This window comes from Cohnella sp. SGD-V74, assembly GCF_003001675.1.
GTDB lineage: Bacteria > Bacillota > Bacilli > Paenibacillales > Paenibacillaceae > Cohnella.
In genome coordinates, this window is the sequence record NZ_PVYW01000004.1 from 151,725 (window position 1) to 176,200 (window position 24,476).

General features: G+C 57.0%; 20 protein-coding genes and 5 tRNA genes. 20 read left to right on the top strand and 5 right to left on the bottom strand.

The features are described 5' to 3' along the window. Positions 1 to 3 precede the first annotated feature (3 nt). The 12 genes from B0G52_RS07960 (at position 4) to B0G52_RS08010 (ending at position 8,155) form a co-directional block, all read left to right on the top strand. Positions 4 to 78, top strand: a tRNA-Asp gene (locus tag B0G52_RS07960). Positions 79 to 82: 4 nt separating this feature from the next. After that, positions 83 to 161, top strand: a tRNA-Pro gene (locus B0G52_RS07965). 6 nt (positions 162 to 167) lie between these two features. Further along, positions 168 to 244 (top strand) — tRNA-Glu (locus B0G52_RS07970). Between the two features lie 6 nt (positions 245 to 250). Then, a tRNA-Asn gene (locus tag B0G52_RS07975) sits at positions 251 to 326 on the top strand. A gap of 1 nt (position 327) precedes the next feature. Beyond that, positions 328 to 402, top strand: a tRNA-Trp gene (locus tag B0G52_RS07980). Between the two features lie 72 nt (positions 403 to 474). After that, entirely contained in the window at positions 475 to 1,065 is a 591-nt protein-coding gene (locus B0G52_RS07985; protein ID WP_233162479.1) for a ribonuclease H-like YkuK family protein, read from the top strand. Positions 1,066 to 1,478: 413 nt separating this feature from the next. After that, the gene (locus B0G52_RS35240; protein ID WP_143762539.1) at positions 1,479 to 2,456 is read left to right on the top strand and encodes a hypothetical protein; all 978 of its coding nucleotides are present in this window, start codon (positions 1,479 to 1,481) and stop codon (positions 2,454 to 2,456) included. Between the two features lie 157 nt (positions 2,457 to 2,613). Continuing rightward, positions 2,614 to 3,840, top strand: coding sequence for an RtcB family protein (locus B0G52_RS07990; RefSeq protein ID WP_094042997.1), 1,227 nt, complete (start codon positions 2,614 to 2,616; stop codon positions 3,838 to 3,840). Positions 3,841 to 4,195: 355 nt separating this feature from the next. After that, positions 4,196 to 5,626: an RtcB family protein gene (locus B0G52_RS07995; RefSeq protein WP_094042998.1), complete on the top strand. Its 1,431-nt coding sequence runs from the start codon at positions 4,196 to 4,198 to the stop codon at positions 5,624 to 5,626. 8 nt (positions 5,627 to 5,634) lie between these two features. Next, positions 5,635 to 6,936 carry an AAA family ATPase gene (locus tag B0G52_RS08000; RefSeq protein ID WP_094042999.1) on the top strand — a complete coding sequence of 434 codons (1,302 nt, stop codon included), beginning with the start codon at positions 5,635 to 5,637 and terminating at the stop codon, positions 6,934 to 6,936. A gap of 24 nt (positions 6,937 to 6,960) precedes the next feature. After that, entirely contained in the window at positions 6,961 to 7,701 is a 741-nt protein-coding gene (locus tag B0G52_RS08005) for an NAD-dependent protein deacylase (RefSeq protein WP_094043000.1), read from the top strand. 235 nt (positions 7,702 to 7,936) lie between these two features. After that, entirely contained in the window at positions 7,937 to 8,155 is a 219-nt protein-coding gene (locus B0G52_RS08010; RefSeq protein WP_094043001.1) for a cold-shock protein, read from the top strand. Between the two features lie 28 nt (positions 8,156 to 8,183). Here the strand turns inward: B0G52_RS08010 and B0G52_RS08015 are convergent, their stop codons facing one another. Beyond that, the gene (locus B0G52_RS08015; protein WP_094043002.1) at positions 8,184 to 9,533 is read right to left on the bottom strand and encodes a sensor histidine kinase; all 1,350 of its coding nucleotides are present in this window, start codon (positions 9,531 to 9,533) and stop codon (positions 8,184 to 8,186) included. Continuing rightward, positions 9,530 to 10,216 (bottom strand): response regulator, encoded by a 687-nt coding sequence (locus tag B0G52_RS08020; RefSeq protein WP_094043003.1) that lies wholly within the window; start codon positions 10,214 to 10,216, stop codon positions 9,530 to 9,532. Before B0G52_RS08020 ends, B0G52_RS08015 begins: the two co-directional genes overlap by 4 nt. A 167-nt stretch (positions 10,217 to 10,383) precedes the next feature. On the opposite strand from B0G52_RS08020, the gene B0G52_RS08025 reads away from it, so the two are divergent. Continuing rightward, positions 10,384 to 10,752 (top strand): DUF6220 domain-containing protein, encoded by a 369-nt coding sequence (locus tag B0G52_RS08025; RefSeq protein WP_094043004.1) that lies wholly within the window; start codon positions 10,384 to 10,386, stop codon positions 10,750 to 10,752. A 29-nt stretch (positions 10,753 to 10,781) separates the two neighbouring features. Here B0G52_RS08025 and B0G52_RS08030 read toward each other — a convergent pair whose 3' ends face one another. Then, positions 10,782 to 11,255, bottom strand: a complete 474-nt coding sequence (locus B0G52_RS08030; protein WP_094043005.1) for an ion transporter — start codon at positions 11,253 to 11,255, stop codon at positions 10,782 to 10,784. A 162-nt stretch (positions 11,256 to 11,417) separates the two neighbouring features. On the opposite strand from B0G52_RS08030, the gene B0G52_RS08035 reads away from it, so the two are divergent. The 4 genes from B0G52_RS08035 (at position 11,418) to B0G52_RS08050 (ending at position 17,185) form a co-directional block, all read left to right on the top strand. Beyond that, entirely contained in the window at positions 11,418 to 13,007 is a 1,590-nt protein-coding gene (locus B0G52_RS08035) for an AraC family transcriptional regulator (RefSeq protein ID WP_158223625.1), read from the top strand. Positions 13,008 to 13,090: 83 nt separating this feature from the next. Further along, positions 13,091 to 14,122 (top strand): ABC transporter substrate-binding protein, encoded by a 1,032-nt coding sequence (locus B0G52_RS08040; RefSeq protein WP_158223626.1) that lies wholly within the window; start codon positions 13,091 to 13,093, stop codon positions 14,120 to 14,122. 177 nt (positions 14,123 to 14,299) lie between these two features. Further along, positions 14,300 to 16,054: a methyl-accepting chemotaxis protein gene (locus tag B0G52_RS08045; RefSeq protein WP_158223627.1), complete on the top strand. Its 1,755-nt coding sequence runs from the start codon at positions 14,300 to 14,302 to the stop codon at positions 16,052 to 16,054. 105 nt (positions 16,055 to 16,159) lie between these two features. Then, complete coding sequence (locus B0G52_RS08050; protein WP_094043009.1) at positions 16,160 to 17,185, top strand: S1C family serine protease; 1,026 nt, start codon at positions 16,160 to 16,162, stop codon at positions 17,183 to 17,185. A 90-nt stretch (positions 17,186 to 17,275) separates the two neighbouring features. Here the strand turns inward: B0G52_RS08050 and B0G52_RS08055 are convergent, their stop codons facing one another. Together B0G52_RS08055 and B0G52_RS08060 are read right to left on the bottom strand one after the other, a co-directional pair. Beyond that, on the bottom strand, positions 17,276 to 19,096 hold the full coding sequence (locus B0G52_RS08055; RefSeq protein WP_094043010.1) for an alpha/beta fold hydrolase: 1,821 nt from the start codon (positions 19,094 to 19,096) through the stop codon (positions 17,276 to 17,278). Between the two features lie 57 nt (positions 19,097 to 19,153). Next, positions 19,154 to 19,741 (bottom strand): TetR/AcrR family transcriptional regulator, encoded by a 588-nt coding sequence (locus B0G52_RS08060; protein WP_094043011.1) that lies wholly within the window; start codon positions 19,739 to 19,741, stop codon positions 19,154 to 19,156. A 164-nt stretch (positions 19,742 to 19,905) separates the two neighbouring features. Here B0G52_RS08060 and B0G52_RS08065 point away from each other — a divergent pair, with 164 nt between their 5' ends. The 3 genes from B0G52_RS08065 to serC all read left to right on the top strand — a co-directional run bounded on the left by B0G52_RS08065 (position 19,906) and on the right by serC (position 24,463). After that, positions 19,906 to 21,114 (top strand): MFS transporter, encoded by a 1,209-nt coding sequence (locus B0G52_RS08065; protein ID WP_094043012.1) that lies wholly within the window; start codon positions 19,906 to 19,908, stop codon positions 21,112 to 21,114. 109 nt (positions 21,115 to 21,223) lie between these two features. Continuing rightward, the gene (locus B0G52_RS08070) at positions 21,224 to 23,086 is read left to right on the top strand and encodes an SLC13 family permease (protein ID WP_094043316.1); all 1,863 of its coding nucleotides are present in this window, start codon (positions 21,224 to 21,226) and stop codon (positions 23,084 to 23,086) included. A gap of 291 nt (positions 23,087 to 23,377) precedes the next feature. Then, positions 23,378 to 24,463: a 3-phosphoserine/phosphohydroxythreonine transaminase gene (gene serC / locus B0G52_RS08075; RefSeq protein WP_094043013.1), complete on the top strand. Its 1,086-nt coding sequence runs from the start codon at positions 23,378 to 23,380 to the stop codon at positions 24,461 to 24,463. Positions 24,464 to 24,476: the final 13 nt, after the last annotated feature.

Consider the following 24,476-nt stretch of genomic DNA (forward strand, 5'->3'; position numbering starts at 1 on the left):
TACGGTCTCATAGTTCAGTGGAAGAACGCCGCGTTGTCAGCGCGGAAGCCGGGAGTTCGATCCTCCCTGGGACCGCCATTATCGGGACGTAGCTCAGCTTGGTTTAGAGCGCTTGCCTTGGAAGCAAGAGGCCGCAGGTTCGAATCCTGCCGTTCCGACCAACTTAAGGCGTGGTGGTGAAAAGGAATAACACACGGGCTTTTCACGCCCGGATGTGCGGGTTCGAGTCCCGTCCACGTCTCCACTTTATAGGGTTGTAGCTCAGAAGGTAGAGCGTCCGACTGTTAATCGGACGGTCGCAGGTTCGAGCCCTGCCAACCCTGCCATGGGGGTATAGTTCAATGGGAAGAACACCGGTCTCCAAAACCGCACATGCAGGTTCGACTCCTGCTGCCCCTGCCAAAAATCATAAGCAGAAAGGAAGAAGCCGACCTTGTTTTACAGGTGACCCTCATGCAGAGAAGACAAATCCCTATGATTCACGAAAAAACCTTCCGCAATGTCTCCGAAAAGGATCTGACGATGGACGACGTGTTCGCGCGTATTCGCAGCTTTATGCTCACCGATCCGCGCGCGGCCTATCAACTGATGGTAGGCACGGATGCTCAGGTTCACGCCGGGCATACGAAGTTCGTGACGTCCGTCGTTATTTTCCGGCCGGGCAGAGGCGCTTGGTTCTGCTATCGGCAGGTCATTCTGCCGCGGGAAATCCGTTCGCTCCAAGAGAAGCTTGGTCTGGAGACGACGTTCAGCCAGGAGATTGCCTCGTATTTCGACGCGAGCAAACGCGCCGAGCTGGAGGATATTCTCCTGCCCTACGTTTATCAAGGCGCGGAGCTGAAGCTGTTCATCGACATCGATGCAGGCACGGATGCCAAGCGCAACCGGACTTCGGCGTTCGTCGCGGATTTGGTCGGGCGGATCGAGGCGATGGGATTGTCGGCCCGGGTGAAACCTGAGGCAATTGCAGCTTCTTCCGTATCGAATCGATATACGAAAGTGCCTTACAGAGAGTCAAAACGGCAGTCATTGTCGCTGCGTGGGAGTGTCATTTCTCCATATTAAAACATACAGACAACGGGATGGCGCGATAATTAGTGCTATTCGAAACAATAAATTGTTACGTTGTTATACTTACACCATGTTCAATCGGGCTGAAATAAGTGAAGCTGAAAGCAAGCATGAAATAACAACTTCAAGATCAGGGGGGGGGGCTATATTTATTTTTTTACTATATATAATTATTATGACAGTGGATTAAAAGATTGCTATCACCCAAATAAAGTGAGGAGTTAGAACTGAAGAAGTTTTTTTGGAGAGATGACTAAAAAAAGGAGCGATTGGAGGGCCAATCCGCTCATTTAAAACTTTGATTCAACCTAGTGTCCAACTGATAGCTATTTATTGAACGCTACTCGATATATGGACGGTAATTCGTCTAACCGTTTTTTGGGGTAAAAGCTGAATGGAGGCATCCGATGAAGGTTACTGATAAAGACTTTCGAAAAATGGTGCAAAGTGAACTGAGGAAAATTAGACGTGCTTTTCCGAAAAATCTTAGTGACGAACTAGGCATCGGAAGGTTTCATCTTTCGCTTCTAGATGATATGACTTATTTAATTAAGGATAGGCATGCAGAGTCAAGACTGAATATAAAAAATAATGAAGAATTATCTAAACAATCTCAACTTGCCTTAATTGGATTAATATCAGTAGGTTATTTATGTTTAGCGATAGACCTTCGTGAAGATAGCTCTTCTGGGAGGACATTACTACCGGCAGATTTTATTAAACCTGAAGTTACGGTGGATCCCAACTTAATAATTAGGAGTTTTTTGGTTCAGATAGTTAATCACGGGCTTTCAATATTAGAACTTGTGAATTGTGGACTTGATAATTCGGCAAGAGTTTTAGTGCGTGTTTTGAATGAAACAAGTTGGCTATCCTTGGTTCTTTTCTCAAGTAGAACGAAATTAATACAATATTCGAGTCATATTAATGATCCAGAAAAAGAAAAAGAAATTTGGAGAAAGTCCTTTAGTTTAGGACAATTAACGAAAGAATTGATTAATTTGGAATCTAGATTTGGTCTTCCAAATGATATTGTTAGGGCAATTGGGGATACTAGGAATGAACTGTATAGAGCTTACTCACAATCAATACATTCGTCATATGTCCCTACTGTACTTGGCTCTTTTGGCCTTCCATTTTCGAATTCTGAGGATGAGATAATGAGTTTTTCTCTTTTTGGAACTGCAACAAAGGCATCTAATGGGACACTTGAGGATTTGAATTGGTGTTTATTTTATTATCATCTGATGTTTTTTGCGATAACTAAAGAGATTCATAAATACAAAGCAACTCCACATAATGAATTATGGAGAGCTGCATATGCTCTATCAATTTGTTACAGGCATATTTATCTTTCGGAATACAAAAAGAAATTCGATGAGTAAACAAAATGCTTCAGCCCTATTGCCAAAGTCGTATGCTGAACTATAGTTCTTTGGTGGGGGTTGAATGGAGCAATATCGGTTATTGTTTAGTGTCTCGATAATTTGTTTAATGGAAAACTAGCTATTAGCAGATGAAATGTGCAAGGAGAAAACAAAAATGACTTACCAAACCATAGACGGAGTGCGGGTATGGGGCAATCCTGATGCCGGCGCGCTGTCGCAAGCCAAAACGTGCGCGGAGCACGGCAACGTCGTGCAGGCGCTGCTGATGGCGGACCATCACAAAGGATACAGCCAGCCGATCGGCGGCGTCGTAGCGTACGAAGGCCAAATCTCGCCCTCGGGCGTCGGGTACGACATCGGCTGCGGCAACAAGGCAGTGCGGACGAACCTGTTCGCAGCAGACATCAAGCCGATTCTGCCCGCCATAATGGATCAGATCGCAAGGAAAGTGTCCTTCGGAGTAGGGCGCGTCAATAGCGAAAAGGTGGATCACCAACTGTTCGACGATCCCGACTGGGCTGTGTACGCGGCGATCGGAAGGCAGGAGCACGACAAGCTGAAGGCGTTGGCTCGCGATCAGCTCGGCACGGTCGGCAGCGGCAATCATTACGTCGATCTGTTCGAGGAACCGGAGACGGGCCGCCTTTGGATCGGCAATCACTTCGGAAGCCGCGGCTTCGGTCACAAGACGGCGAGCGGGTTCCTGAACCTCGCAGCCGGACGCGACTTCCTCGCGAGCGCACCGGGAGAGAAGATGGATCAGCCGCCTGTGCTTCTCGATCTGGACAGCGAGCTCGGCGATCTGTACTACCGGGCGATGAAGCTTGCCGGACGGTACGCTTACGCCGGACGAGATTACGTCATCGCGCAGCTGTTGTCGCTCTTGGGCGCGAGCGCCGACTTCGAAGTGCACAACCATCACAACTACGCCTGGAAGGAAACTCATGCGGGGAAGTCGACGATCGTCGTTCGCAAAGGCGCGACGCCTTCCGCACCGGGCCAGCTTGGCTTTATCGGCGGAAGCATGGGCGACATCTCCGTTATCGTGAGAGGGAAGGACACGGACGAGAACCGCGATTCCTTCTACAGCACCGTGCATGGAGCGGGTCGGATCATGAGTCGTACGCAAGCCGCAGGGAAAATGAACTGGAAAACCCGTAAGCGTACGGGTGGCCAGATCACCATCGAACAAATGAAACAAGCCGTTCGCGCCTTCGATGTGGAGCTTCGCGGAGCCGGTACGGACGAGAGCCCGTTCGTCTACCGCAAGCTGCAGGAGGTGCTCGACGCGCACGCCGACACGATCGAGGTTCTGCACGTGCTGAAGCCGATCGGCGTATGCATGGCCGGCGCAGACGAGTTCGATCCGTACAAAGATTAAACAAACAAATCCGGGCAACCGAGACAGACTGAGCCGACGGGATATTGACAAAGCTTCCCAAACCCGTATATGATAGACACTATCTTATTGAAGAAAGGAGGTCGAAGGACATGACCGCAGTTATCAACCGCCGCAACGTCGTTACGCCGCAATCGAATACTTCGTTCATTGTCCATCGGCCTCTACGGGCCCTAGCCAAGGAAGGAGAAAGCTAACGCCCCGCCGGCGTATCGTCGGAAGGGGATGTCAGTCTTTCGTTTTCACTGCGCGCAGAAGACCGTAAGCGATGAGGCTTGCGGTTTTTTTGCGTTTTCTTTTTTGCTAAATTACGATTAAGAGAGGGTTTATATCATTTATGGAACAAAATGTTAACGAACTTTATTATCGGCGAATCGATCTCCCTGCCGGGGATCTCCACGTATTCGCGCACGACGATCTGTTCTATGCCATGGGGGCCAAGGTGCTCGAGATGGCGAACAACAACCTGCAAATTCCGAATATCCGCTATATGAGCTATACGCCCGACGCCCATGTCGGAGTCGGCACCTGCATCGGCACGACGGCGGTATGGGGCGTGGAGGACGGCTTCGTCTCCCCCTCCATCGTCGGCAGCGACATCGGCTGCGGGATGCGCGTGCATCTGACGAATTTGCAGGCGGAGGACTTGCAGGACGTCAAGCTCCGTCGGAAGCTGGTCAAAGCCATCGAGAAACGTATCCCGGTGGAAAATCATGCGAGAGGGCACTTCTCCGACGTTCGTCTGGAGGACGTGCTGCGCAAAGGACTTCACGGTCTGCCGGGCAAATACGTGCCGGACGCGTATACGCCTAGAAAGGCGACTTCCCTGACCCATGTCGAGTGCAGCCGATTCCGGTTCGACGAAGGAGAGCTGGACCGCATCCCGATGCCGGTGTGGCACAGGGCTCATCGCCAGCTCGGCACGCTGGGCAACGGCAATCATTTTATCGAAATTCAAGCCTTGAGCATTCCCGAGGACAATCGCGCCATCGCGGAGCGGTGGGGACTCCGCGACGGCCAGGTCGCGGTCATGATCCATTCCGGCTCCAGGTCTTGGGGCGGCGCCGTTAACCAGCATTGCGGCTCGCAGGTGGCGAAGACGATGAGCCGGCTCGGGCTCGGCACGGCCGATCCGAAGCTGGCCTACGCGCCGCTGGACAGCGAGGCGGGCCGGGCGTATGCGAATTTGATGTATTCGGCGCTGAACTTCGCGGTCGCGAATCGGCATCTGATGGCGTTCGCCGTTCGCGACGCGTTCAAGGAAACGTTCGGATCCCGGGCGGAGATGAGCACGCTCTACGACCTGATGCACAACTACGCCTGCGAGGAGAGCCATGGGGACGAGGCGATGCTCGTTCACCGCAAAGGCACGACGCGCGCGCTGCCGGCCGGACACGCCGGCAATCCCGAGCCCTATCGCGAGACGGGTCATCCCGCGCTCATACCCGGCTCGATGGGAACGGCCTCCTATCTGATGGTCGGAGCCCCGGAAGGCTCGCGCAACTACTACTCTATCTGTCACGGAGCGGGCCGTATTCGGTCTCGCAACGCGACCAAGCAGCTCGTCACGGTAGACGAATTTGCTTCCTCCCTGCGGGTCGGTCACGACGACGAGGTCGTGCTGAATCACCGCGCGCTCGAAGCGCTGGTGGACGAATCGCCGCAGGCTTACAAAGATGTAGACCAAATCATCGATAGCGTCGTCCAGGCGCGGCTGGCCTCCGTAGTGGCCAAATGCCGTCCTCTGGCGGCCGTAAAAGGAGTGTGATTTCGAACATGACGATAATAACCGCCAATACTGCCGCCAAGCCTCCTTTTCTGATCAAGTCGATCGGGGCCGGCGAAGCGCTGAATGCAGAACGCTATTTCAACTATATCGCCGTCGTTCAGGAGATCGTCGATTTTCTGAGCGGGCGGTATGGCGAAGGCTTCCGCCTCTATTACCAGGACGACGGCAACGAGGTGTGGAACGGACTGGAGGAAGACTTGCGCGACGGCTATGCCGGAGTGGAACACGCGGCGAGCCTGTTCGATCTGGTCGAGACGGAGGTGTTCGAGTATGCCGCCGATTCCGATCCGCAGCGGGCGGGTTATGCGATCCGGCCCGCCGTGCGCAACAACCTGTTCGTGTACCGCGAGCAGCTTGTCGCGCTGGCCAGAATTCCGAGAGTGACCCAGCACGGTCTCGGTTACGAGGATCTGATTTTCTGCCGTTCGGACGAGGGGCTGGTGCGTTTTCTGGAGGAATTGCGGGCACGCAGGCTTGCCGACCCGAAGATCATCGTGTTCACCGACACCCGCGACGGTTTGGAGCAGGAGCGCAAAACGGTCGGGTACGCAGTCGGCCGGGAAGAGGTGTTCATGGAAGGGGAGCTGAAGACGCAGGTTTACCGTTCGATCGACGAGTTTTTCTCCAAGGATCGCGCTTTTTTCCAAACCTACGGACTTCCCTACAAGCGGGGAATTCTGCTGTACGGCAAGCCGGGCAACGGCAAGACGACGTTGGTGAAGTCGATCTCGTCTACGACGAGCGCCCCTGTCGCCTATTGGCAGATTACCGAGTATACGAGCAGCGGCTCGATCAAGGAAGTGTTCGATACCGCGTCGCAGATGGCGCCGATGGTACTCGTTATTGAAGACATCGACTCCATGCCCGATTCCTGTCGTTCTTACTTTCTCAACACGCTGGACGGAGCAACGTCGAAGGAGGGCATCTATCTCATCGGAACGACGAACTATCCGGAGAAGATCGATCCGGCGCTGATGAATCGGGCCGGTCGCTTCGATCGGGCGTACGAGGTGAAGTCTCCGGACGAGGAGATGCGTCGCGCTTATTTGGCCCATATCGGTCTGCGCCGCGTCGCAAGCGAGGAAGAGCTTGAACGGGCGGCACGCCGAACGGACGGATTCACGCTTGCCCAGCTCAGTGAGCTGTACGCCTCGGCCGCGCTGCAGATGCATTACGAGAACGAAGTCGATCTAGAGCGGCTGATCGCCGGAATGAAATCCGACTACGCCAAGGACCGCAGCAAGGAGTGGATGACGGAAGACAAGTCGCGTAAAATGGGATTTGCATAAGACGAGCGATGCGGAGGGGAAGAGATGGAGTTCGAGCGATTGAAGAAAGTGGCGGCCGAGAGCCGGAATATCGTGTTCTTCGGCGGAGCGGGTACTTCTACGGAAAGCGGAATCCCGGATTTCCGTTCGGCGGATGGGCTGTACCAGGCGGCTGGCGGGGGGCGGATCGCTCCGGAAGAGATTTTGAGCTATGATTTCTTCCTGGCTCGTACGGCGGATTTCTACTCTTTCTATAGAAGCAAAATGCTGTATCCCGACGCCCAGCCCAACGGAGCCCATTACGCTGTTGCCGAGATGGAGAAGGAAGGACGTCTCGCCGCGGTCATTACTCAGAACATTGACGGGCTTCATCAGAAGGCCGGCAGCCGCAACGTGCTCGAGCTGCACGGCTCGGTACATCGGAACTTCTGCATGGATTGCCGGGAGGCTTACTCGCTCCAGCAGGTGTTGGAGTCGAAGGGGGAATATCCCCGCTGTTCCCGCTGCGGCGGCGTCGTCAAGCCGGACGTTGTGCTGTATCAGGAAAGTCTGGACATGGATCTGCTGCAGCGAGCGGCGATGTATATCAAGCAGGCGGACGTCCTGATCGTCGCGGGCACGTCGCTGACCGTTCAGCCGGCAGCCGGACTGGTCAGACTGTACGAAGGCGACAAATTCATCCTGATCAACAAAAGCGCGACCCCGATGGACGGCATGGCCGACTATTTGATTTCCGACAGCGTGGCAAAGGTGCTGGGGATGATGGTCGGAGGAGAGCGGCTCTGACAACAATCCCGCGAATGGGCGGTTGCCGTTCGCTATTTCAAGCCGAATGAGCTATAATGGAACTATAGACGTGTCGTCAATTCACATAACGTATAGGGTTATTCTTTTATGCAATAGCCTTGTACGCTATGTGGTTTTTTATTTTTCATTCAAATGCAGGGGTCATGCTCAGAATCCGCAGTTTGGGGCATTATTATTCGTTGTAACCACCTCATAACAGAAAGAGGGAATGCACGTGTATTATTCTCGGAAGAAACCGTTCGAAGAGTTGCCGGAAGAAATGACCGCCATCTGGTACTGCTCCGGGGAGGACTGCAAGCGATGGATGAGAGATAATTTCACGTTTTCCGTCGTTCCCGTATGCCCTGAGTGTCAATCCGAGATGGTCCGGGGAGAAAGAATGCTCGCCACGTTGTCGAATACGAGCCCCAATCAGGCCAAAGGGCGCCGCTGAACGGATACGCGCAGACCCGCAGCATCCGTCAGCGGGGCAGCTTCAGCACGAAGGTCGTGCCGACTCCCGGGCGGCTCTCCGCCTCAAGCGTTCCTCCATGCGCGAGCGTCAGCTCCTTGGCGATCGCCAGACCGAGGCCCATCCCGCCGCTGTTCCGCGCGCGGGCTTCGTCCGTCCGGTAGAATCGGTTGAAAATGTGCCCAAGCTGTTCCGGGTCGATGCCTACGCCTGTATCCGCAATCGCAATTGTCAGCGCCGAGCCGCTCCCGCCATGAGACGGCTCTTCCTGCACGTTCACCGCAACGCTCCCGCCCTCGGGCGTGTAGCGAATGGCGTTAACCGTCAGGTTGAGCAGCACCTGGGTCATCCGATTCGGATCGACCCGGAGCGGCCGCTCGTCCGCTTCGACGTTCAGCGTCAGGCGAACGTTCTTGCGAGCCGCATCCGATTCCAGATGTCGAACGACCCTGTGTGCCAGCTCGGCCATATTCGTCGGCTTCAACTCCAGCGGCAGCTTGCGTGCCTCCGCCAGCGAGAGCAGGTGCAGGTCTTCCACGAGACGGGACAGGCGAATCAGTTCGTCCTGAAGCGGCAGCAGACTTTCCGGTTCGACGGCGTCTCCCGTCTGCTGGATTAAATCCAGCTTGCCCCGGACGATCGTCAGCGGCGTTCTCAGCTCATGGGCCGCGTCGGCGACGAGATTGCGGCGCAGTTCCTCGTTGTTCCGCAGTTGAGCGGACATCGCATTAAAGGCGTCGGCGACTTGGCCGTATTCGTCCTTCGAGACGACGGGGGCTTGAACTCCGAGCTCGCCCTGCCTCAAACGATCGATGGCCGGGATCAGCTTTCTCAGCGGGGACGTCATTCTTTTGGCGATCCAATAAGCGGCCAGCAAAGAGATGAGAACGATCAGGACGGTCGCGGCCAAGAGCAGGAAAGTGACGGACACCGGAATGCCGACTCGCAGTCTGGACATGTCCGCGATTTCGGAGTCGTAATAATGCAAGTAAGCGATCGTCCCGTCGTCCGTCCGCAGCATCCGTTTTATCCCCAGATTTTTAATCGCTTTCGGGGGCGTAGCGCCCAGCGAATACAACTCCGTCCGATCGCTGGCCAGCAACGAGAGGCTGACCTCCCGTTTATCCGCCAGCACTGCTTCGTCCAATTTAATCCCCTGCACTCCGCTCCACGAATTCCCGTTACGGCTATAATAGCCGACGAACTGCTCCGACAGCGCGTCCAGCGTTTCTCCCCGCGTTTTGTCCGCCATCGCTTCGAACGATTCTCTAATGACGAAATGCGTGACCAGCACGAAAAGAAGGGCGACGACAGTTACGAACGAAGCGATCGAGAGAAAGAGCTTCCGCGTAACCGTCATTGGCCGATACCGAAACGATAGCCGAAGCCGTAGACGGTCTGGATGTACCGCGGATTGGCGGGGTCGTCCTCGATTTTTTTGCGGAGGCGGCTGACGTGTGCGTCGACCGTCCGTTCGTCGTTCAGAATATCGTCCTCGAGCGCAGCCTGAAGAAGCTGAAGCCTGCTGTACACGATGCCGGGCTTGGCGGCCAGCGTCAGCAACAGCTTGAATTCGGTCGGAGTCAGAGTCAGCTCCTCTCCGCGTTTCCACGCCCGGCATTGTGCTTCCGACAGCGACAGCTCGCCCCGTTCCATCGTCGCGGTTAGCGGATCGTTCCCTTCCATACGCCGCAGCACGGAGCGGATTCTCGCGGCCAGTTCCCGCAGGGAGAAGGGTTTCGTGAGATAATCGTCGGCTCCGACCTCCAGGCCGATGATTTTATCGCTCTCTTCCGCCCGCGCCGTCACCATGATGATACCCATCCGCCCTATTTTTCGCAGCTCCCGGCACACTTCGATTCCGCTCATTCCCGGCAGCATCCAATCCAGCACGGCCAGCGACGGGTTGGATTCGCGGGCTTTGCGCAGCGCTTCCGGCCCGCTTGATGCGGTGACGATGCGATAACCCTCCTGCAGCAAGAAGGTTCTCATGAAGGCAATGACTTGATCCTCGTCGTCGACCAGCAGCAGCGTTCGCGTCATAATCCGTATCCTCCTCGGTCTTGTCCCCTACATTATATAGGCTGCCGCGAAGCATCGGGGAAATTTCACGAAACCCGTAACGCTTCGTCACAAGTCCGCAACATTGTGCTGCTAGTATGGCGTTGGGGCGGATGGACGCGCGGCAAAAGCCGGGGAGGAGGAGAAGGATGGAAGAAGTGAAATCGAACGCCAAGGGGAGAGTCGGCCGAACCGTATTTCGCGTTCTCGCATGGGCGCTGGTCGCCTGCATCGTCGCGCAAACCTTTATTGCGGGAATGGCCTTGTTTCAAGACTCGTCGCATTGGAAAACTCATGTCGTTTTCGTGCATCTATTCGAATTTATTCCGCTGCTCATGATCGTATTTTCCTTTAGCGGCGGTCTTCCCATAAGAACGCGCTGGTTAAGCTTGGCGTTGTTCGGGTTGATTTTTATCCAGTATATGACCGCCAATCTGCCGGCCGCTGGCGGCATGCATCCCGTGATCGCTTTGGCGCTGATCGTGTTGTCTCTCCACGTAGCCAGACGCCCTGCCTGATGGGCCGGCGGAGACAAGGACAAGCCCGGTCAAATGCGCCGGGCTTCCTGCTCCAACAGCTCGACTTCCTTGGCGGCCTTGGACGCCTTTTTGCCGATTTTATACGACTTCGCCACTTTGACGCCTTTCGTGGCTTTGAACAGCTTCAGCGATTTCAATGCTTTGAGCCCCCGCAGCCCCTTCAAGCCCTTCAAAGCGCTTAACCCCGTTAACGAACCGAGACCGACGACCGCATCGACGAACTGAGTCACGGAAATCGAAGACACTACGGCGAGAATACTCAGCCATTGTTCCTTGAAGAACCTGCGAACATCTTTCGTCATCAAGAACAGCACGCCCAACTCAACGATGAACAACCATAGAATGTAGTGGGCGGCCGTTTCGAGCGGCGCTTTAATTTCCTTGGAGACGGATGTGAAGCTTACAATCGTAACGCCGACTAGATAAAGGGAGAGAATCAAGGATACGATCAAATACCACTTTTTAAAATAAGCTTTGGACATGACGGACCGGGGCCTCCTGCTCGAAACTGGAATTAGTGTAGCACGTTCCGGGCAGGCAGGCTAGAGGTCCAAGGAGTCGGCCGGATGCGCGCATGGCAAGCCGTCGGGTATAATGAGCTATCGATATCAGCGCGGAGGAGCACGGAGAGGGGAGCGAACGTAATGGAAGAGATGGCGAGTAGCTCTTTGCGGCGGTGCGAATCGCAGACCGAATTGACGGACGAGCGCGCTCACGGTCTGTTCGTCGTCATCGGCGGAATGGGCGATTTGACGATTCGTCACGAGAAGATTCCCGTCTCGATGGGGAGGTGCTACTATGCGGCCCCAGGGGCCAAGACGACGGCGTCCCCGCATTTCAACAGCTTGGATCTGTACCATATCCGGTTCGAACGATGGAGAAAATCGGAGAACGATCGTCGGGAGCCGATCTGGATCGCCGACCTATCGGAATGGCTGCCGGAGGGCGAGCTGAATGCGGGGGACGAAGGACGTTATTTGGAGCTGGCGAACGCTCTGCACGGCATCGTCGAACGGGACGAGCTTGCGATCCATCGTCGGCGCTTGCTGTTCCAAGAGCTCCTCTACGAATGCTTCCGAGCCTGCGTTGGCCGCACCGAGGAGCAGAAGGATTCGCAGGGAGCCATACGGCGTGCGATTCGCTACATTCGGGAGCATTACCGCGAAGAATTGCATAGGGACGAGCTGGCGAAGATGGCCAACCTCAGTCCGGAGTATTTTTCGCAGCAATTCAGGGCCGTTAGCGGGAGCAGTCTCACCGACTACTTGGCAGACGTGCGCATCGGGCACGTCAAGGAGAGACTGCTGTTCACCAACGAGCGATTGGCCGAGATCGCTAAGGCGGTCGGGTATCGGGACGAATACTATTTGAGTCGCAAATTCAAGAACGTCACGGGCATGTCTCCAAGCGCTTATGTCAAATCCGACAAAAAAATCGTGTCTCTGAACCCGCACTTAACCCGCCATCTGCTTGCGCTCGGAATCGTGCCGGCAGCGACTGTGACATTTCCGTGGGGGTTCGGCGACTATCAGGAGCGGATGGACGAGCAAGGCTGCGTCTGCCGCAGCTGGGACAAGGGCTTCTCCGACGAGGAACTGCTGCGGATGGAGCCGGAGTTGCTGCTGTGCATCGACAACGTCTCCCCGGAACGGTTGAGCTTCTATCGCGGCATCTGTCCCACGTTGGTCGTCCCTTGGTATTTGTCGGATTGGCGCGGGCATTTCCGGGAAGTGGCAATGGCCGTCGACCGGCAGGCGGAAGCGGAGGGCTGGCTGAAGGCGTTCGCCGCCAAAGCCGACGCAACCCGGAATGCCATTCGCGAAGCAGCGGGAGCCGAACTGACCGTCCTCATTTACAATGTTAGGGGAGACGCGGCTTTTGTCTATCGGAACCGCGCGATGGGCAGCCAAGTGATCTACGACGAACTGGGGATGAGGATGCCCGTCAGCGTCCAAGCCCGATCGATCCAAGGCAATTTTATCCCGGTCGAGCCGGAGGATGTGCTTCCCGCGTTTTCCGCAGATTGCATTTTACTATCCGTAGACAGGTCGCCGGAAGCGAGAGATCGCGCGGAACGTATGCTGGAATCTTCGGAATGGGCGGCCTTCGGTAATCTTCCCGGCAAATGCGTCCGAGAGGTGGATATGGCGAGATGGCACGGCTACGATCCGCTGTCCATCTTATGGCAGCTGGAAGATGCTTCTCGGCTGTTCGCCTTACGAGAGTGCAAATAAGTTCTTACGCCCGTACATGGAGGGCGGATGCCCGCTTTGATATGATTCTTATGATAATGAGAATCAGTATCAGGAGGATGAATATGAAGGCAACATCACGTTATCGACTGCTTATCGCGGGGGCACTGATCTCTCTTCTGCTTCTCGCCGCATGCGGCCAAGACAAGGGCACCGAAGCTTCGCCCTCAGCCGCTCCTTCCGCGGAGACGTCCGCGCCCGCGTCCGCAGCGGCATCGGGAGCCGAGACACCCGCAGCGGAACAGGAAAGCGGCAAGAGAATATACGAACATGCCTTGGGAAGCACGGAAATTCCGACTCATCCGCAGCGCGTCGTATCCATTCAATATACGGGGGCCATGCTGGCGCTTGGAGTGAAGCCGGTCGGCGCCGACGACGAATGGTCCGTCTATCCGCTGCTGAAGGAGGAGTGGGCAGGGATCGAAGACGTGGGAGATCCTTGGACGGGATTGAATCTGGAGAAAATCATTTCCCTGCAGCCCGATCTGATCGTCACACACGTCGAGCAGACGTACGAGCAACTGGCGAAAATCGCGCCGACGATTTTCATTCCCTGGCTCAAATATGATGTGCGCGGGCAGATTGCCGAATTTGGCGACATACTGGGCAAGCAGGAGGAGGCCGCCGCATGGCTTGCCGGCTTCGATGCCAAAGTGGATGAGGCCAAGCTTAAAGCGGCCGAACTGATCGGCCCCGACGAGACGGTCGCCATCTTGAACATTCGGCCGAAAAATCAATTCATCTACGGCAATAGCGCCATGGGAGGCTACGTGATTTATCAGGCTCTCGGGCTCAAGGCTCCGGAAGCGATTCAGCGGGACGTGATCGATCAGAAGCTGGCGATGCTCGAAATCTCGGAAGAGGTCATCGGAGACTACGCGTCCGCGGATCACGTATTCCTGTCCGTACTGGAAGCGGACGGCGGCAAGGAGAGAGCGGAGGAAATCAAGAAGAGCGGAATATGGGCCAAGCTGCCGGCGGTTCAGAACAACCGGGTGCACGACCTGGATTGGGACACTTACTTTACGACGGACCCCATATCGACCCTGAAACAGCTGGATACGTTCATCGAATTGCTGGAGCGGGATCGCGGCTAGGGCGACCAGGGCGACCGCAACTCGTGAATTGAAATAGCGATTATGGAGCCGCACCGACCTTGACCGAGGCTGGTGCGGCTATTTGTCATGTTTCTCGGAAGGAAAAACCAGGAATCATGTCGAAAGTACTAAGGATTTCTTTAATTCCTCGACTAAAGTCAGAGAGGTATGGACACCATGATCAGATTCAGGAGTCGTCTCGTATCGAAGCTATCGGCGTTTATTCTGGCAATATTGATTCTCTTGTCCGGTTCGCTCGTCTACATGCAAATCGCGAACACGAAGAAGGCGAGCGAAGAGGCGATCGGCAACTTCAGCATTCATACCGCGGAGGCTTATGCGGGGCAGTTCGACCTGGGAGCTTACGAAAGCTTCCTGCAGGACGTTCAAGAAAGCGACCTATATTGGAGCATACGCGAAGAAATGAACCGGTACCGCGCGCAGATCGGAGCCATGTACGTGTACACGGTGCAAATAGACGAGAACAAGCAGCCGCTGCTGCTGATCGACGGCCAGCCGAGAGATTCGGACGCGGCTTCCCCGATCGGGGAAGTGACGGATATGCCGGAGCAAGCGATCGAAGCGATCATCAGCGGCCGTTCGGCCAAGTCGGGCATTATTCGCAACCCGGAATACGGCAACTACATCTCTTCCTACGCGCCTCTTCGCAACGGGAACGGAGAGATCATCGGCGCGATCGGAATCGATACGGACGTCAGCGTATCGGAGACGATCTACAAGGATGTCATCGGGAAGAGCACGGGGCTGTTCGTGCTGATGGGCGTCTTGACGATCGCCTTCTTCGGCTTGATCGTGCTGTTCCTCTCCCGCGCGCTGCGCCCTCTCGGTACGATCGTTCGCGGCGCCGAAGCGATGGCCCGGGGAGATCTCGCGGAAGCGAAATCGCATCTGGGAGCAGGTCGCTCAAGCTCGAACGACGAGATCGGCCAGGCTTATTCCGCCATGATGAAGATGATCGAGAGGCTCGGGGTTACGCTCGGGGAAGTCATGAAGGATATCGCGCTCACGGCCCGGGATCTCGTGCATTCGACCGAGCGGTTCGGCTCCGAGGCGGAGCGGATGGTCGCGCTGAACGTCGAGCTGGAGCAAGCGGCGGCGCAGCTGGCGGAGGGGGCGAGCAACCAGCGTATCGGCGCGGAGCAGAGCGCCAGGTCGATGGAGGACATTACGGCCGCCATCCAGAGGGCTTCCGACGCGTCGGGCAGCGTGACCGGAGCGTCTGGCGAAGCTTTGGATTCCGCGGAAGAGGGCGCCGGTTCCATCCGCAGCTTGAAGGAGCAAGTGCTGGCCATGGCCGACGTAGCCATGCAGACGTCCCAATCGGTTCAGGTTCTCAATTCGCATATGAGCGAGATCGAGCCCGTGCTGAGATCGATTACGGACATCGCCGACCAGACGAAGCTTCTCGCGCTTAATGCTTCCATCGAAGCCGCGCGCGCGGGCGAGCACGGAGCGGGATTCGCGGTCGTGGCCGGAGAGGTGCGCAAGCTGGCGGAGGCTTCGGCCGTATCCGTCGGGCGGATCACTTCCCTGCTCTACCAGATCAAGCAGGAGTCCGGGCAGATCGGCGAGAGAATGCAGCTCGGCAACGAAGGGATGAGATTGGGCTCCGAGCTGTCCGATCGGGCGGAGACGCTGTTCGGCCGCACGATGGAACAGTTCGGACATGTGAACGGGCAAATCCAGGAAGTATCCGCGGTTATCGAGGAAGTGCTGGCCAGCTCCGAGGAAGTCGCCGCGTCGGTGGAGCAGATTTCGCACATTTCCGCGAGAACGGCGGAAAGCACGGAGTCGATCGAGCGAATGTCCGCCCACCAGTTGGAGGCGGCGAAGGTGATCGCCGATACGACCGAGATGCTGAAGGAGAGAAGCGCTCGCCTGGAAGCCGCGGTAGCCAAGTTCAAGCTGTAACGATCCGCGTTATCCATCTTCATCTATCTTTTACTTCCGTTTAAGTTCCGTTTAAGCTCCATCCTCCATGATAGAAGCATAAAGGCAACGGGAGGATGGTAGAAGATGAACGAACGCAACTTGACGGATACGCAGACAACGAACGACGGGCGCGAGCCGATGACGGTATATCAATCCCCGCTAATGGCATCCTATGAGAAAGAAATGGCCGGTTATCGGCCCCAGCCGTCCCCTGGGGACGTCGGCCCGAGCAAACGCAGGAACGGCACTTCTTTCGCGGCTTATTTGACTTCCTTCCTGGTCGGAGCGATGCTCGTCGGTGGATTCGGATATGCGGCGGACCGCGGCAATCTGTTCGGCGGGCAGGCGCCGGCGGCCGAAGCGTCCGGCAGCGCTTCGGAGGCCGCAGCGGGAATCACGGCGGCATCGGTGAAGGCCAAAGGCGATATCGCAACCGTATTCGAGACGGCCAGCCCGGCGGTGGTCAAGATCGAGAATTACGCGGTTCCGACGTATTCCATGAGAAGTCCCTTCGGAGGCAGGGGAGGCGGCCAGCAGAGACAAGCAAGCGAGCCGGTATTGGCCGGATCGGGAACGGGGTTCTTTTTCTCGACGGACGGCTATATTCTGACCAACGAGCATGTCATTGCGGACGCGGACGAGCTTAAGGTGACGGTGGAAGGCTACGACGAGCCGCTGACGGCCAAGCTCGTAGGATCGAATTACGAGCTCGACCTCGCCGTGCTGAAGGTGGAGAGCCCGGACGGCCAAGCGTTCCCTGCCTTGGAGCTGGGCAATGTCGACCAGACGAGCATCGGGGATTGGGTGATCGCCATCGGCAATCCGTACGGCCTCGATCACACGATGACGCTTGGCGTTCTCAGCGCCAAAGGACGAGAGATTACGATAGCCGACGAGCAAGGCGACCATACGTACCGGAATCTGCTGCAGACCGACGCCTCGATCAACTCGGGCAATTCGGGCGGACCGCTTCTGAACGAGCGGGGCGAGGTTGTCGGGATGAACACAGCGGTTAACTCCGAAGCGCAGGGCATCGGCTTCGCGATCCCGTCCTCAACGATCAAAGAGGCTCTGAACGAGTTGATGAACGTAAAACCTGCCGTATCCTAAGTCCGAGTGAATTCATAAATAAGGACGGGGCTGTTCCCTCCAGCGGTGTCGAGAGACCGCATAAGGGGGACAGCCCCGTTCGCGCGTTTCCTATAACCTTTCGAGAATCCAATCCGCCGCAATCCCGGGATGGGAGATCGGGAACTGGTGGGCATAAGGCAAACGCGTCACGTCCAAATGGGAGTAAGCCTCGGGCACGTCGGGCCGGACATCGGCCTGCCCCCAGGCGATAAACACTTGGTCGGGGCTCCAACTGCCCGGATCGAATCGGAAGACATCCGGCCGAGAGAGCAGGGACATGACCTCTGCTGTCGTCGTTCTCGTGCGCGGGGACTTCATTTCTTCCAGGATGAACGAAGGGTACGCCTCCGGAATTTCCCCGGCTTCGCGGAAGCTCTTGGAACGAATCAGCCGCTTCCTGATCGAGTTTTCGCTCAGCGTACGCGCGGAAGTCTTGGTCGCGAACGGATGACGATAGGTCTGGCTTACGGGCTCCAGCACGGGCTGGAGCAGGACGGCACCCGCAATGCGCTCCGGGACGGCCTCCAGCATTCTCGCGGCAAGGTATCCTCCGAACGAATGGCCCACGATCCGAACCGGCGAATCGAAGCTGCGGATCAAGGCGACGATCGCTTGTTCGAATCCTTCCATGCCGACGCCCCGATGGTGGTAGGGGGAGCGGCCGAACCCCGGAAGATCCGCCAGACAGACGGGATGGCCGGACTCGGCCAGACGCTGCGCCATTGGAAGCAGATTGTAGGAAGCGCTGAAAGCGCCATGAAGAATGACGATCGGAGTTCCGCGCCCTTCGCTCTCTATCGTGGCCAATCCGGCCCGCGCATGCTGCCGGAATGGCGGCGGCAAACGCAGCGTTCCGTGGTTCAGCCGGTAATCCAGATCCGCCACGACAAGGGGCAGCGTTGGGGAGGACACCGACAGGTTCAAGCCGTGCTTGGCTTCTACGGCGAGCTTGGAAGCGGTTGGGAACTCGGTGCGAACGATAAAATCCATAGACTCCTTAGGCAGGCCGAGCAGCTTGCCCGCCCCGAGATTAAGCAGGCCTTTGACAAGCCCATAGGGCGCGCTGCCCTTGGGAGCGCGAACGCGCACTTCCCGGGCGATCGTGCCGATAAGCTCTTTCATGCCGGGACTTTCCTTCTTGTTATCCAGTAGAAAATAAGTGTCGTTAACGGGCCGATCCTCCTCCGCCAAGGCGGCAATGAACGCCGCAACGTGATCGACGTGCACGAGAGGAAGCCAATAATCGTCTCCGCCGGGGACAAGACCCATCATATTTCTGCGCACGGCGTTCACTAGAAGACCGAAGCCTCCGGTCTGTTCGGTAATCCCGCTGCGGGAATCGCCGATGACGACGCTCGGGTTGACGACCGACAGAGGAATTCCGGATTGCTTCATCGTCCGGCGCAGGAAGAGATCGGACTCGAATTTCATTTTCTCGTACGGGGGCGCTTTGTGACCATGATCTGCCTGCGGGCTGACGCCGTCGTTCTGCTCCGAATAAGGAGATTTGAACCCGACAACGTGGATAAAATGCTGCAAACGAGGCGAGCGTCGCGCCAGGTCCGCCATCTCGCGGGCGGAGTTCAGGAACACTTGCCGCGCTTCGTCCGCGGACAGCAGAATATCCATCGGCCCCCCGGCATGGATCATCGCCTCGACGTCCGTCAATAGCCGCAAATCGGCGGAGCCGATTCCAAGAGAAGGCTGCGTCAGATCGCCCTGTATAGGAACGAGGGAAGAGAAATCCCGCCATCCCATTTCTTTTAACGTTTCCCTCAGCTTCTCCTCTGATCGGACCAGCACATAGAGCCGATGTCCTCCGCTCGCCAACGCCGTCAATACATGTCGTCCGATAAAGCCGCTTCCGCCTGTTACGAATATGGAACTCACTTAGGGGTTCCTCCTTTATTTTATAGTACTGATTAGTGCTAATTCGGTGTAAAAAAATTACTTCAGCAGGTTCGCTAAAGTATGAAGCGTATCGGACAAGAGGGTGGAATCTTGCCGGGTATGCTGCAGGAATAAGGCGCCTTCGATCGCGGATACGATCAACGCGGCCGTCTGGGGGACGGGCAGGCGCGAATTGAACTCTTCTCTGGAGACGCCTTCCCGGAGCAGATGCTCAACCGCGCCGATCTGCTTCCGGAAGAACCGGCCGATCTCCTCTCTGACCCATTCCTGCTCGCGCGAAGTTTGCACGTACAGCGTCAGGAAAGGACATCCGCCAAGGCTATCCGGCTGATTGTCCGTAAGCAGCGCGGCGAACCGCTCGATTCTCTCCGTTGCGGACAGCTGCGTTTGACCGACGGTCTCGCCGATAAGCCGGTCGTAATGGGCGACAATTCCTTCGACGATAGCGGAGAGAAGCTCCTCCTTGCTCTTGAAATGATAATAAATATTCGTTTTGGACACCTTGCTCGCCGCTACGATCTCGTCCATGCTGGTGATTTGATAACCTTTCTCCAGGAAGAGGGCGGTAGCGACGCGAATGACGACATCGCGATTGGAAGGTTTTTTTCTATTGGTTGCAGTCATATTAGAACTATATAGTACTAATTCCTCGGTTGTCAAATGTAATCTGCCGATCGCTCAGGTTCGGTTCATTCGGTCGCTCTGTTCGTTACGCGGCTCTTGCCAGCGAAAGGCATTCCTGCTATGATCGGAGCAATTTCGCGGACACGAAGGAGCAAGCACAACTTATGGCCACTTTTTTTATCCTGATTATATATTTGGCATTCATCAGCCTGGGATTGCCGGATTCCCTGCTTGGATCGGCATGGCCCGTCATGAGGACGGAACTGGGCGCGTCTATCGGCACCGCCGGGGCGATCTCGATGGTGATCGCGGGCTGCACGATCGTGTCCAGCTTGGCCAGCGGAGCCGTTATCCGGCGTTATGGCGTAGGACTGGTCACGCTTGCAAGCTGCATTTTGACAGCTGGGGCTTTGCTGGGATTCGCCTGGTCGCCTTCGTTGATATGGCTGATCGTATTCGCGATTCCGCTCGGTCTGGGCGCAGGCTCCGTCGATGCGGGGCTGAACAACTACGTCGCCCTGCATTACAAGGCGCATCATATGAGCTGGCTGCATTGCTTCTGGGGAGTGGGCGCCACGCTGAGTCCGATGATCATGGCTTTCTATATATCCGGCGAGGCCTTGTGGAGACAAGGCTATCTCACGGTTGCCGCCGTTCAGGGCGTGCTGGTGCTGATTCTGTTATTCTCCCTTCCTCTATGGGATAAGGTCGCCCGCAGAAGCAGCGCGAACCGCCCGGACGACCGTCGCGAATCCGAGGCGCAAGCGTCGGAGTCCGCCGAATCCGGGCTTTCGAAGCCGTGGCAGATCAAGGGGGTTAAGATCTCCATGATCACCTTCCTGTTCTATTGCGGTATAGAGGCCAGCGTGGGGTTATGGGGAAGCAGCTTCCTTGTCGGCATGAAAAAGCTGCCCGCATCGACGGCGGCGGAGTGGGTGTCGCTGTTTTTCGTCGGCATTACGGTCGGACGCATGATTACGGGGTTTATTACGTTCAGGATGAACAATCGCTCGCTCATCCGGTATGGGCAGCTCACCGCCTTGTTCGGCACGGTGCTGCTCGCGCTGCCCTTGCCGTCGGGATTTTCGCTCGCGGGATTCATGATCATCGGCTTGGGATTGGCTCCGATCTTTCCTTGCCTGCTGCACGAGACGCCTGCGCGGTTCGGGAATAAGCACTCGCAATCGATCATGGGATACCAGATGGCCGCGGCTTACACGGGCAGCACCTTCGTGCCTCCTCTTCTGGGGGCGCTTGCGTCGTATTCCACGATCGGGATCTTGCCTTTCTTTCTCGTGATGTTTGCCGCGATTATGCTGCTCTGCACGGAGAGGCTGAACCGCTTCTTGAACAAGAGCTTGCGGGCAGTCTGAGGGCTGCGCGGCGGGAAGTTGACGCACGAGGATTAACCGTGCTTAAATGGGAGCAAGGCAGGGAGTCCCGCGGGACGGCCCGGTCAATCTATCGAACGGGAGCCCGACCGTGAACGGACCGATGATCGTTACTCTATCTGTACTGACTCTTGCTTCTGTCCTCTTCATATCCGGCAAAGTGCGTTCCGATCTGGTAGCGGTCGGAGCGCTTATTCTGTTAATGCTGTGCGACATCTTGACGCCCGGGGAGGCGCTGTCCGGATTTTCCAACTCCGTCGTCATTATGATGGTCGGCTTGTTCGTCGTCGGCGGGGGGATCTTCCAGACCGGACTGGCGAAAATGGTCAGCAGCAAAATGCTCCAACTGGCCGGCACGAACGAAACCCGGCTGCTCGTCATGATCATGGTCGTCACCTCGGCGATCGGCGCGTTCGTCAGCAACACGGGGACGATCGCCGTCATGATGCCGATTGTCGTCAGCCTGGCGATGAGCGCGGGGACGAATCCGGGGAGGCTGCTGATGCCGCTCGCTTTCGCCAGCAGCCTTAGCGGCATGCTGACGCTGATCGGAACGCCTCCCAACCTGGTCATCCAGGAGACGCTTCAAGCGGCGGGATATACGGCCGTCTCGTTTTTCACCTTTACGCCGATCGGCCTTGTCTGCATCGTCGTAGGCGTCGTCGCGCTGCTCTTCCTTCGCAGGTTCCTGCCGAAGAACGACCGGGATGCGGACGACGGCCGCCGGGGCCGCTCGCTGCAAGACCTTGCCCGGCAATATCAGCTTAGGCAGAACCTGTACCGCGTTCAGGTCGGAGCCGGTTCGCCGGTGTGCGGCAAGCGGCTGCACGAGCTTGATATCTCCGCCAAGCACGGCCTGAACATTATCGAGATCCGGCGCAAAATTTCGGCCAAAAACCAGTTTTTCAAGACGATCAACCAGGAAATTGCCGCTTCTCATACGATCATCGAAGAAGAAGATATTTTGTACGTGCACGGTCCTTTCGAGAGCGTACAGGCGTTTGCGCTGGACAATGGCCTGAAGATGATGGACCGCCGCGTCCCCGAGAACAAGCAGGCGCCCGGTTCCGAGCAGTACGCCACGGAAGACGTCGGCATCGCCGAGGTGATGCTCACGCCGACCTCGCGGCTTATTAACCGGCTGATCAAGGAATCCGGCTTCCGCGAGAAATACCGCGTGAACATTCTCGGCATCCAGCGCAAGGATCAATACCTTCTGCACAACCTGAAGGAAGAGAAGATGCGCTTCGGCGACGCGATGCTCGTGCAGGGCACGTGGCGGGACATCGCCCGGCTCGCCACCGAGCCGGACGTCGTGGTCGTCGGCCAGCCGATCGAGGAAGCGCGCAAGGTGACGATGGACAACAAGGCGCCGATCGCCGCCGGCATTATGGGGCTGATGGTGCTGCTGCTCATCTCCGAGCTGATTCCGGCCGTGGCGTCGGTCATGATCGCGGCTGTGCTGATGGTCGCGTTCCGCTGCGTGCGCAGCATGGAGGACGCCTACAAGACGATCAACTGGGAGAGCGTCGTGCTGATCGGCGGCATGATCCCGATGTCGATCGCGATCGAGAAGACGGGGGCGGCGGCGCTGCTGTCCGACGGAATGGTCGGCTTGCTGGGCGGCTATGGACCGCTTCTCCTGCTGGCGGGCGTCTACTTCACGACGTCGCTGCTGACGATGTTCATCAGCAACACGGCCTGCGCGATCCTGCTTGCGCCCATCGCGCTCGCGGCCGCTCTGCAGCTGGGCGTCAGCCCGTATCCGTTCCTGTTCGCCGTATCGGTCGGAGCGAGCATGTGCTTCGCCTCGCCGTTCTCCACGCCGCCGAACGCGCTCGTCATGTCGGCCGGCCGCTACCGGTTCTCGCACTATATCAAGGTCGGTCTGCCGCTCCAGATTATTATGGGGGTCGTCATGGTCGCGGTGCTTCCGCTGTTTTTCCCTTTTTGACGGCCGGTTGTTGACAGACGGCTGTGAAGACGTTAGTATAATCAACAATCGAACATTCGGATCATGCCTGTGAAGAGCATCCAACTCGGAGGCGTTTTCGTCAAGAACGGCCCGGTCGCCCGCGCCGTATCCTAAGCTTACCGGCCCCGCCCGTTATCGCGGAACCAAGAGGATCGGAACGCGCCGCGTTCCGGTCAAGTTGGGTGGCACCGCGAGCAGACGCTCCTCGTCCCAATTCGGACGAGGGGCGTCTTTTGTCGTATCCATCCAACTAAGGGAAGGTTGAGGAGCATGAAGAGAAGCTGGAATTTCAATCCGGGACCGGCGGCGCTGCCGCTGGAAGTGCTGGAGCGGGCGAAGGAAGCGTTCGTCGAATATGGAGACCAGGGCCTGTCGCTGCTGGAAATGTCGCATCGAAGCAAGACGGTGGAGCGGATCGTCGAGGAGACGGAGAGACAACTGCTCGATCTGATCGGACTGCCGACGGGATATCGGGTGCTGTTCATGGGAGGAGGAGCGAGCGCCCAATTCGCGCTTGTTCCGATGAACTTCCTTCTGCCGGGGATAACCGCGCGTTACCTCGTATCCGGCAGCTTCGCGGAGAAAGCCTATAAAGAGGCGAAAACGGTCGGTCAGTCGGAAGTGTTGGCGAGCGGCAAGGCCGAGGGTTGGAGGAGGCTCCCGGACTTGCGGCAGATGGAGATCGCTCCCGACACCGCCTACGTTCACATGACCACGAACAATACGATCGAAGGCTCGCAGTTCCGCGACTTACCCGATACCGGAGAGGTCCCGCTGATCGGGGACATGACGAGCGACATTTTGAGCCGCAGGCTGAATTGGACGAAATTCTCGCTGATCTACGCGGCTGCGCAGAAGAATCTCGGCCCCGCTGGCGTGACGGCCGTCATCGTCAAGGAAGAACTGCTGAAGGCGGGCAACGCGGACATTCCGGCGATTTTCCAGTATCGCACCTGCGCCGAGCACGGTTCGCTCTATAACACGCCTCCGGTCCACGCCATTTACATGATGAAGCTGACACTGGAGTGGACCGCACGCCAAGGCGGCATCCCGGAACTGGAGAAGCGGAACGAGCGGAAAATAGGGTTCCTCTACGAAGCGATCGACACCGGGGACGGATTTTATCGAGGGATCGTGGAGAAGCCGTATCGCTCGATGATGAACGCGACGTGGCGAATGCCGGACGAAACGTTGGAGAAGCAATTCTTGCTGGAAGCGGAGCGGGAAGGCTTTATCGGTCTGGCCGGCCACCGCAGCGTCGGCGGGCTGCGCGCTTCCGCCTACAACGCGGTGCCGGAGGAGGCCTGCAAGGCGCTTGCCGAATTTATGAACGATTTCCGCAGGAGATGCGGATAGAGGGGGACGAACG

What these genes read in the sequence shown, in the direction of transcription:
- B0G52_RS07985 (WP_233162479.1), top strand. Translation starts at nt 475, where the DNA reads ATGATTCACGAAAAAACCTTCCGCAATGTCTCCGAAAAGGATCTGACG.
- B0G52_RS35240 (WP_143762539.1), top strand. Translation starts at nt 1,479, where the DNA reads ATGAAGGTTACTGATAAAGACTTTCGAAAAATGGTGCAAAGTGAACTG.
- B0G52_RS07990 (WP_094042997.1), top strand. Translation starts at nt 2,614, where the DNA reads ATGACTTACCAAACCATAGACGGAGTGCGGGTATGGGGCAATCCTGAT.
- B0G52_RS07995 (WP_094042998.1), top strand. Translation starts at nt 4,196, where the DNA reads ATGGAACAAAATGTTAACGAACTTTATTATCGGCGAATCGATCTCCCT.
- B0G52_RS08000 (WP_094042999.1), top strand. Translation starts at nt 5,635, where the DNA reads ATGACGATAATAACCGCCAATACTGCCGCCAAGCCTCCTTTTCTGATC.
- B0G52_RS08005 (WP_094043000.1), top strand. Translation starts at nt 6,961, where the DNA reads ATGGAGTTCGAGCGATTGAAGAAAGTGGCGGCCGAGAGCCGGAATATC.
- B0G52_RS08015 (WP_094043002.1), bottom strand. Translation starts at nt 9,533, where the DNA reads ATGACGGTTACGCGGAAGCTCTTTCTCTCGATCGCTTCGTTCGTAACT.
- B0G52_RS08020 (WP_094043003.1), bottom strand. Translation starts at nt 10,216, where the DNA reads ATGACGCGAACGCTGCTGCTGGTCGACGACGAGGATCAAGTCATTGCC.
- B0G52_RS08025 (WP_094043004.1), top strand. Translation starts at nt 10,384, where the DNA reads ATGGAAGAAGTGAAATCGAACGCCAAGGGGAGAGTCGGCCGAACCGTA.
- B0G52_RS08030 (WP_094043005.1), bottom strand. Translation starts at nt 11,255, where the DNA reads ATGTCCAAAGCTTATTTTAAAAAGTGGTATTTGATCGTATCCTTGATT.
- B0G52_RS08035 (WP_158223625.1), top strand. Translation starts at nt 11,418, where the DNA reads ATGGAAGAGATGGCGAGTAGCTCTTTGCGGCGGTGCGAATCGCAGACC.
- B0G52_RS08040 (WP_158223626.1), top strand. Translation starts at nt 13,091, where the DNA reads ATGAAGGCAACATCACGTTATCGACTGCTTATCGCGGGGGCACTGATC.
- B0G52_RS08045 (WP_158223627.1), top strand. Translation starts at nt 14,300, where the DNA reads ATGATCAGATTCAGGAGTCGTCTCGTATCGAAGCTATCGGCGTTTATT.
- B0G52_RS08050 (WP_094043009.1), top strand. Translation starts at nt 16,160, where the DNA reads ATGAACGAACGCAACTTGACGGATACGCAGACAACGAACGACGGGCGC.
- B0G52_RS08060 (WP_094043011.1), bottom strand. Translation starts at nt 19,741, where the DNA reads ATGACTGCAACCAATAGAAAAAAACCTTCCAATCGCGATGTCGTCATT.
- B0G52_RS08065 (WP_094043012.1), top strand. Translation starts at nt 19,906, where the DNA reads ATGGCCACTTTTTTTATCCTGATTATATATTTGGCATTCATCAGCCTG.
- serC (WP_094043013.1), top strand. Translation starts at nt 23,378, where the DNA reads ATGAAGAGAAGCTGGAATTTCAATCCGGGACCGGCGGCGCTGCCGCTG.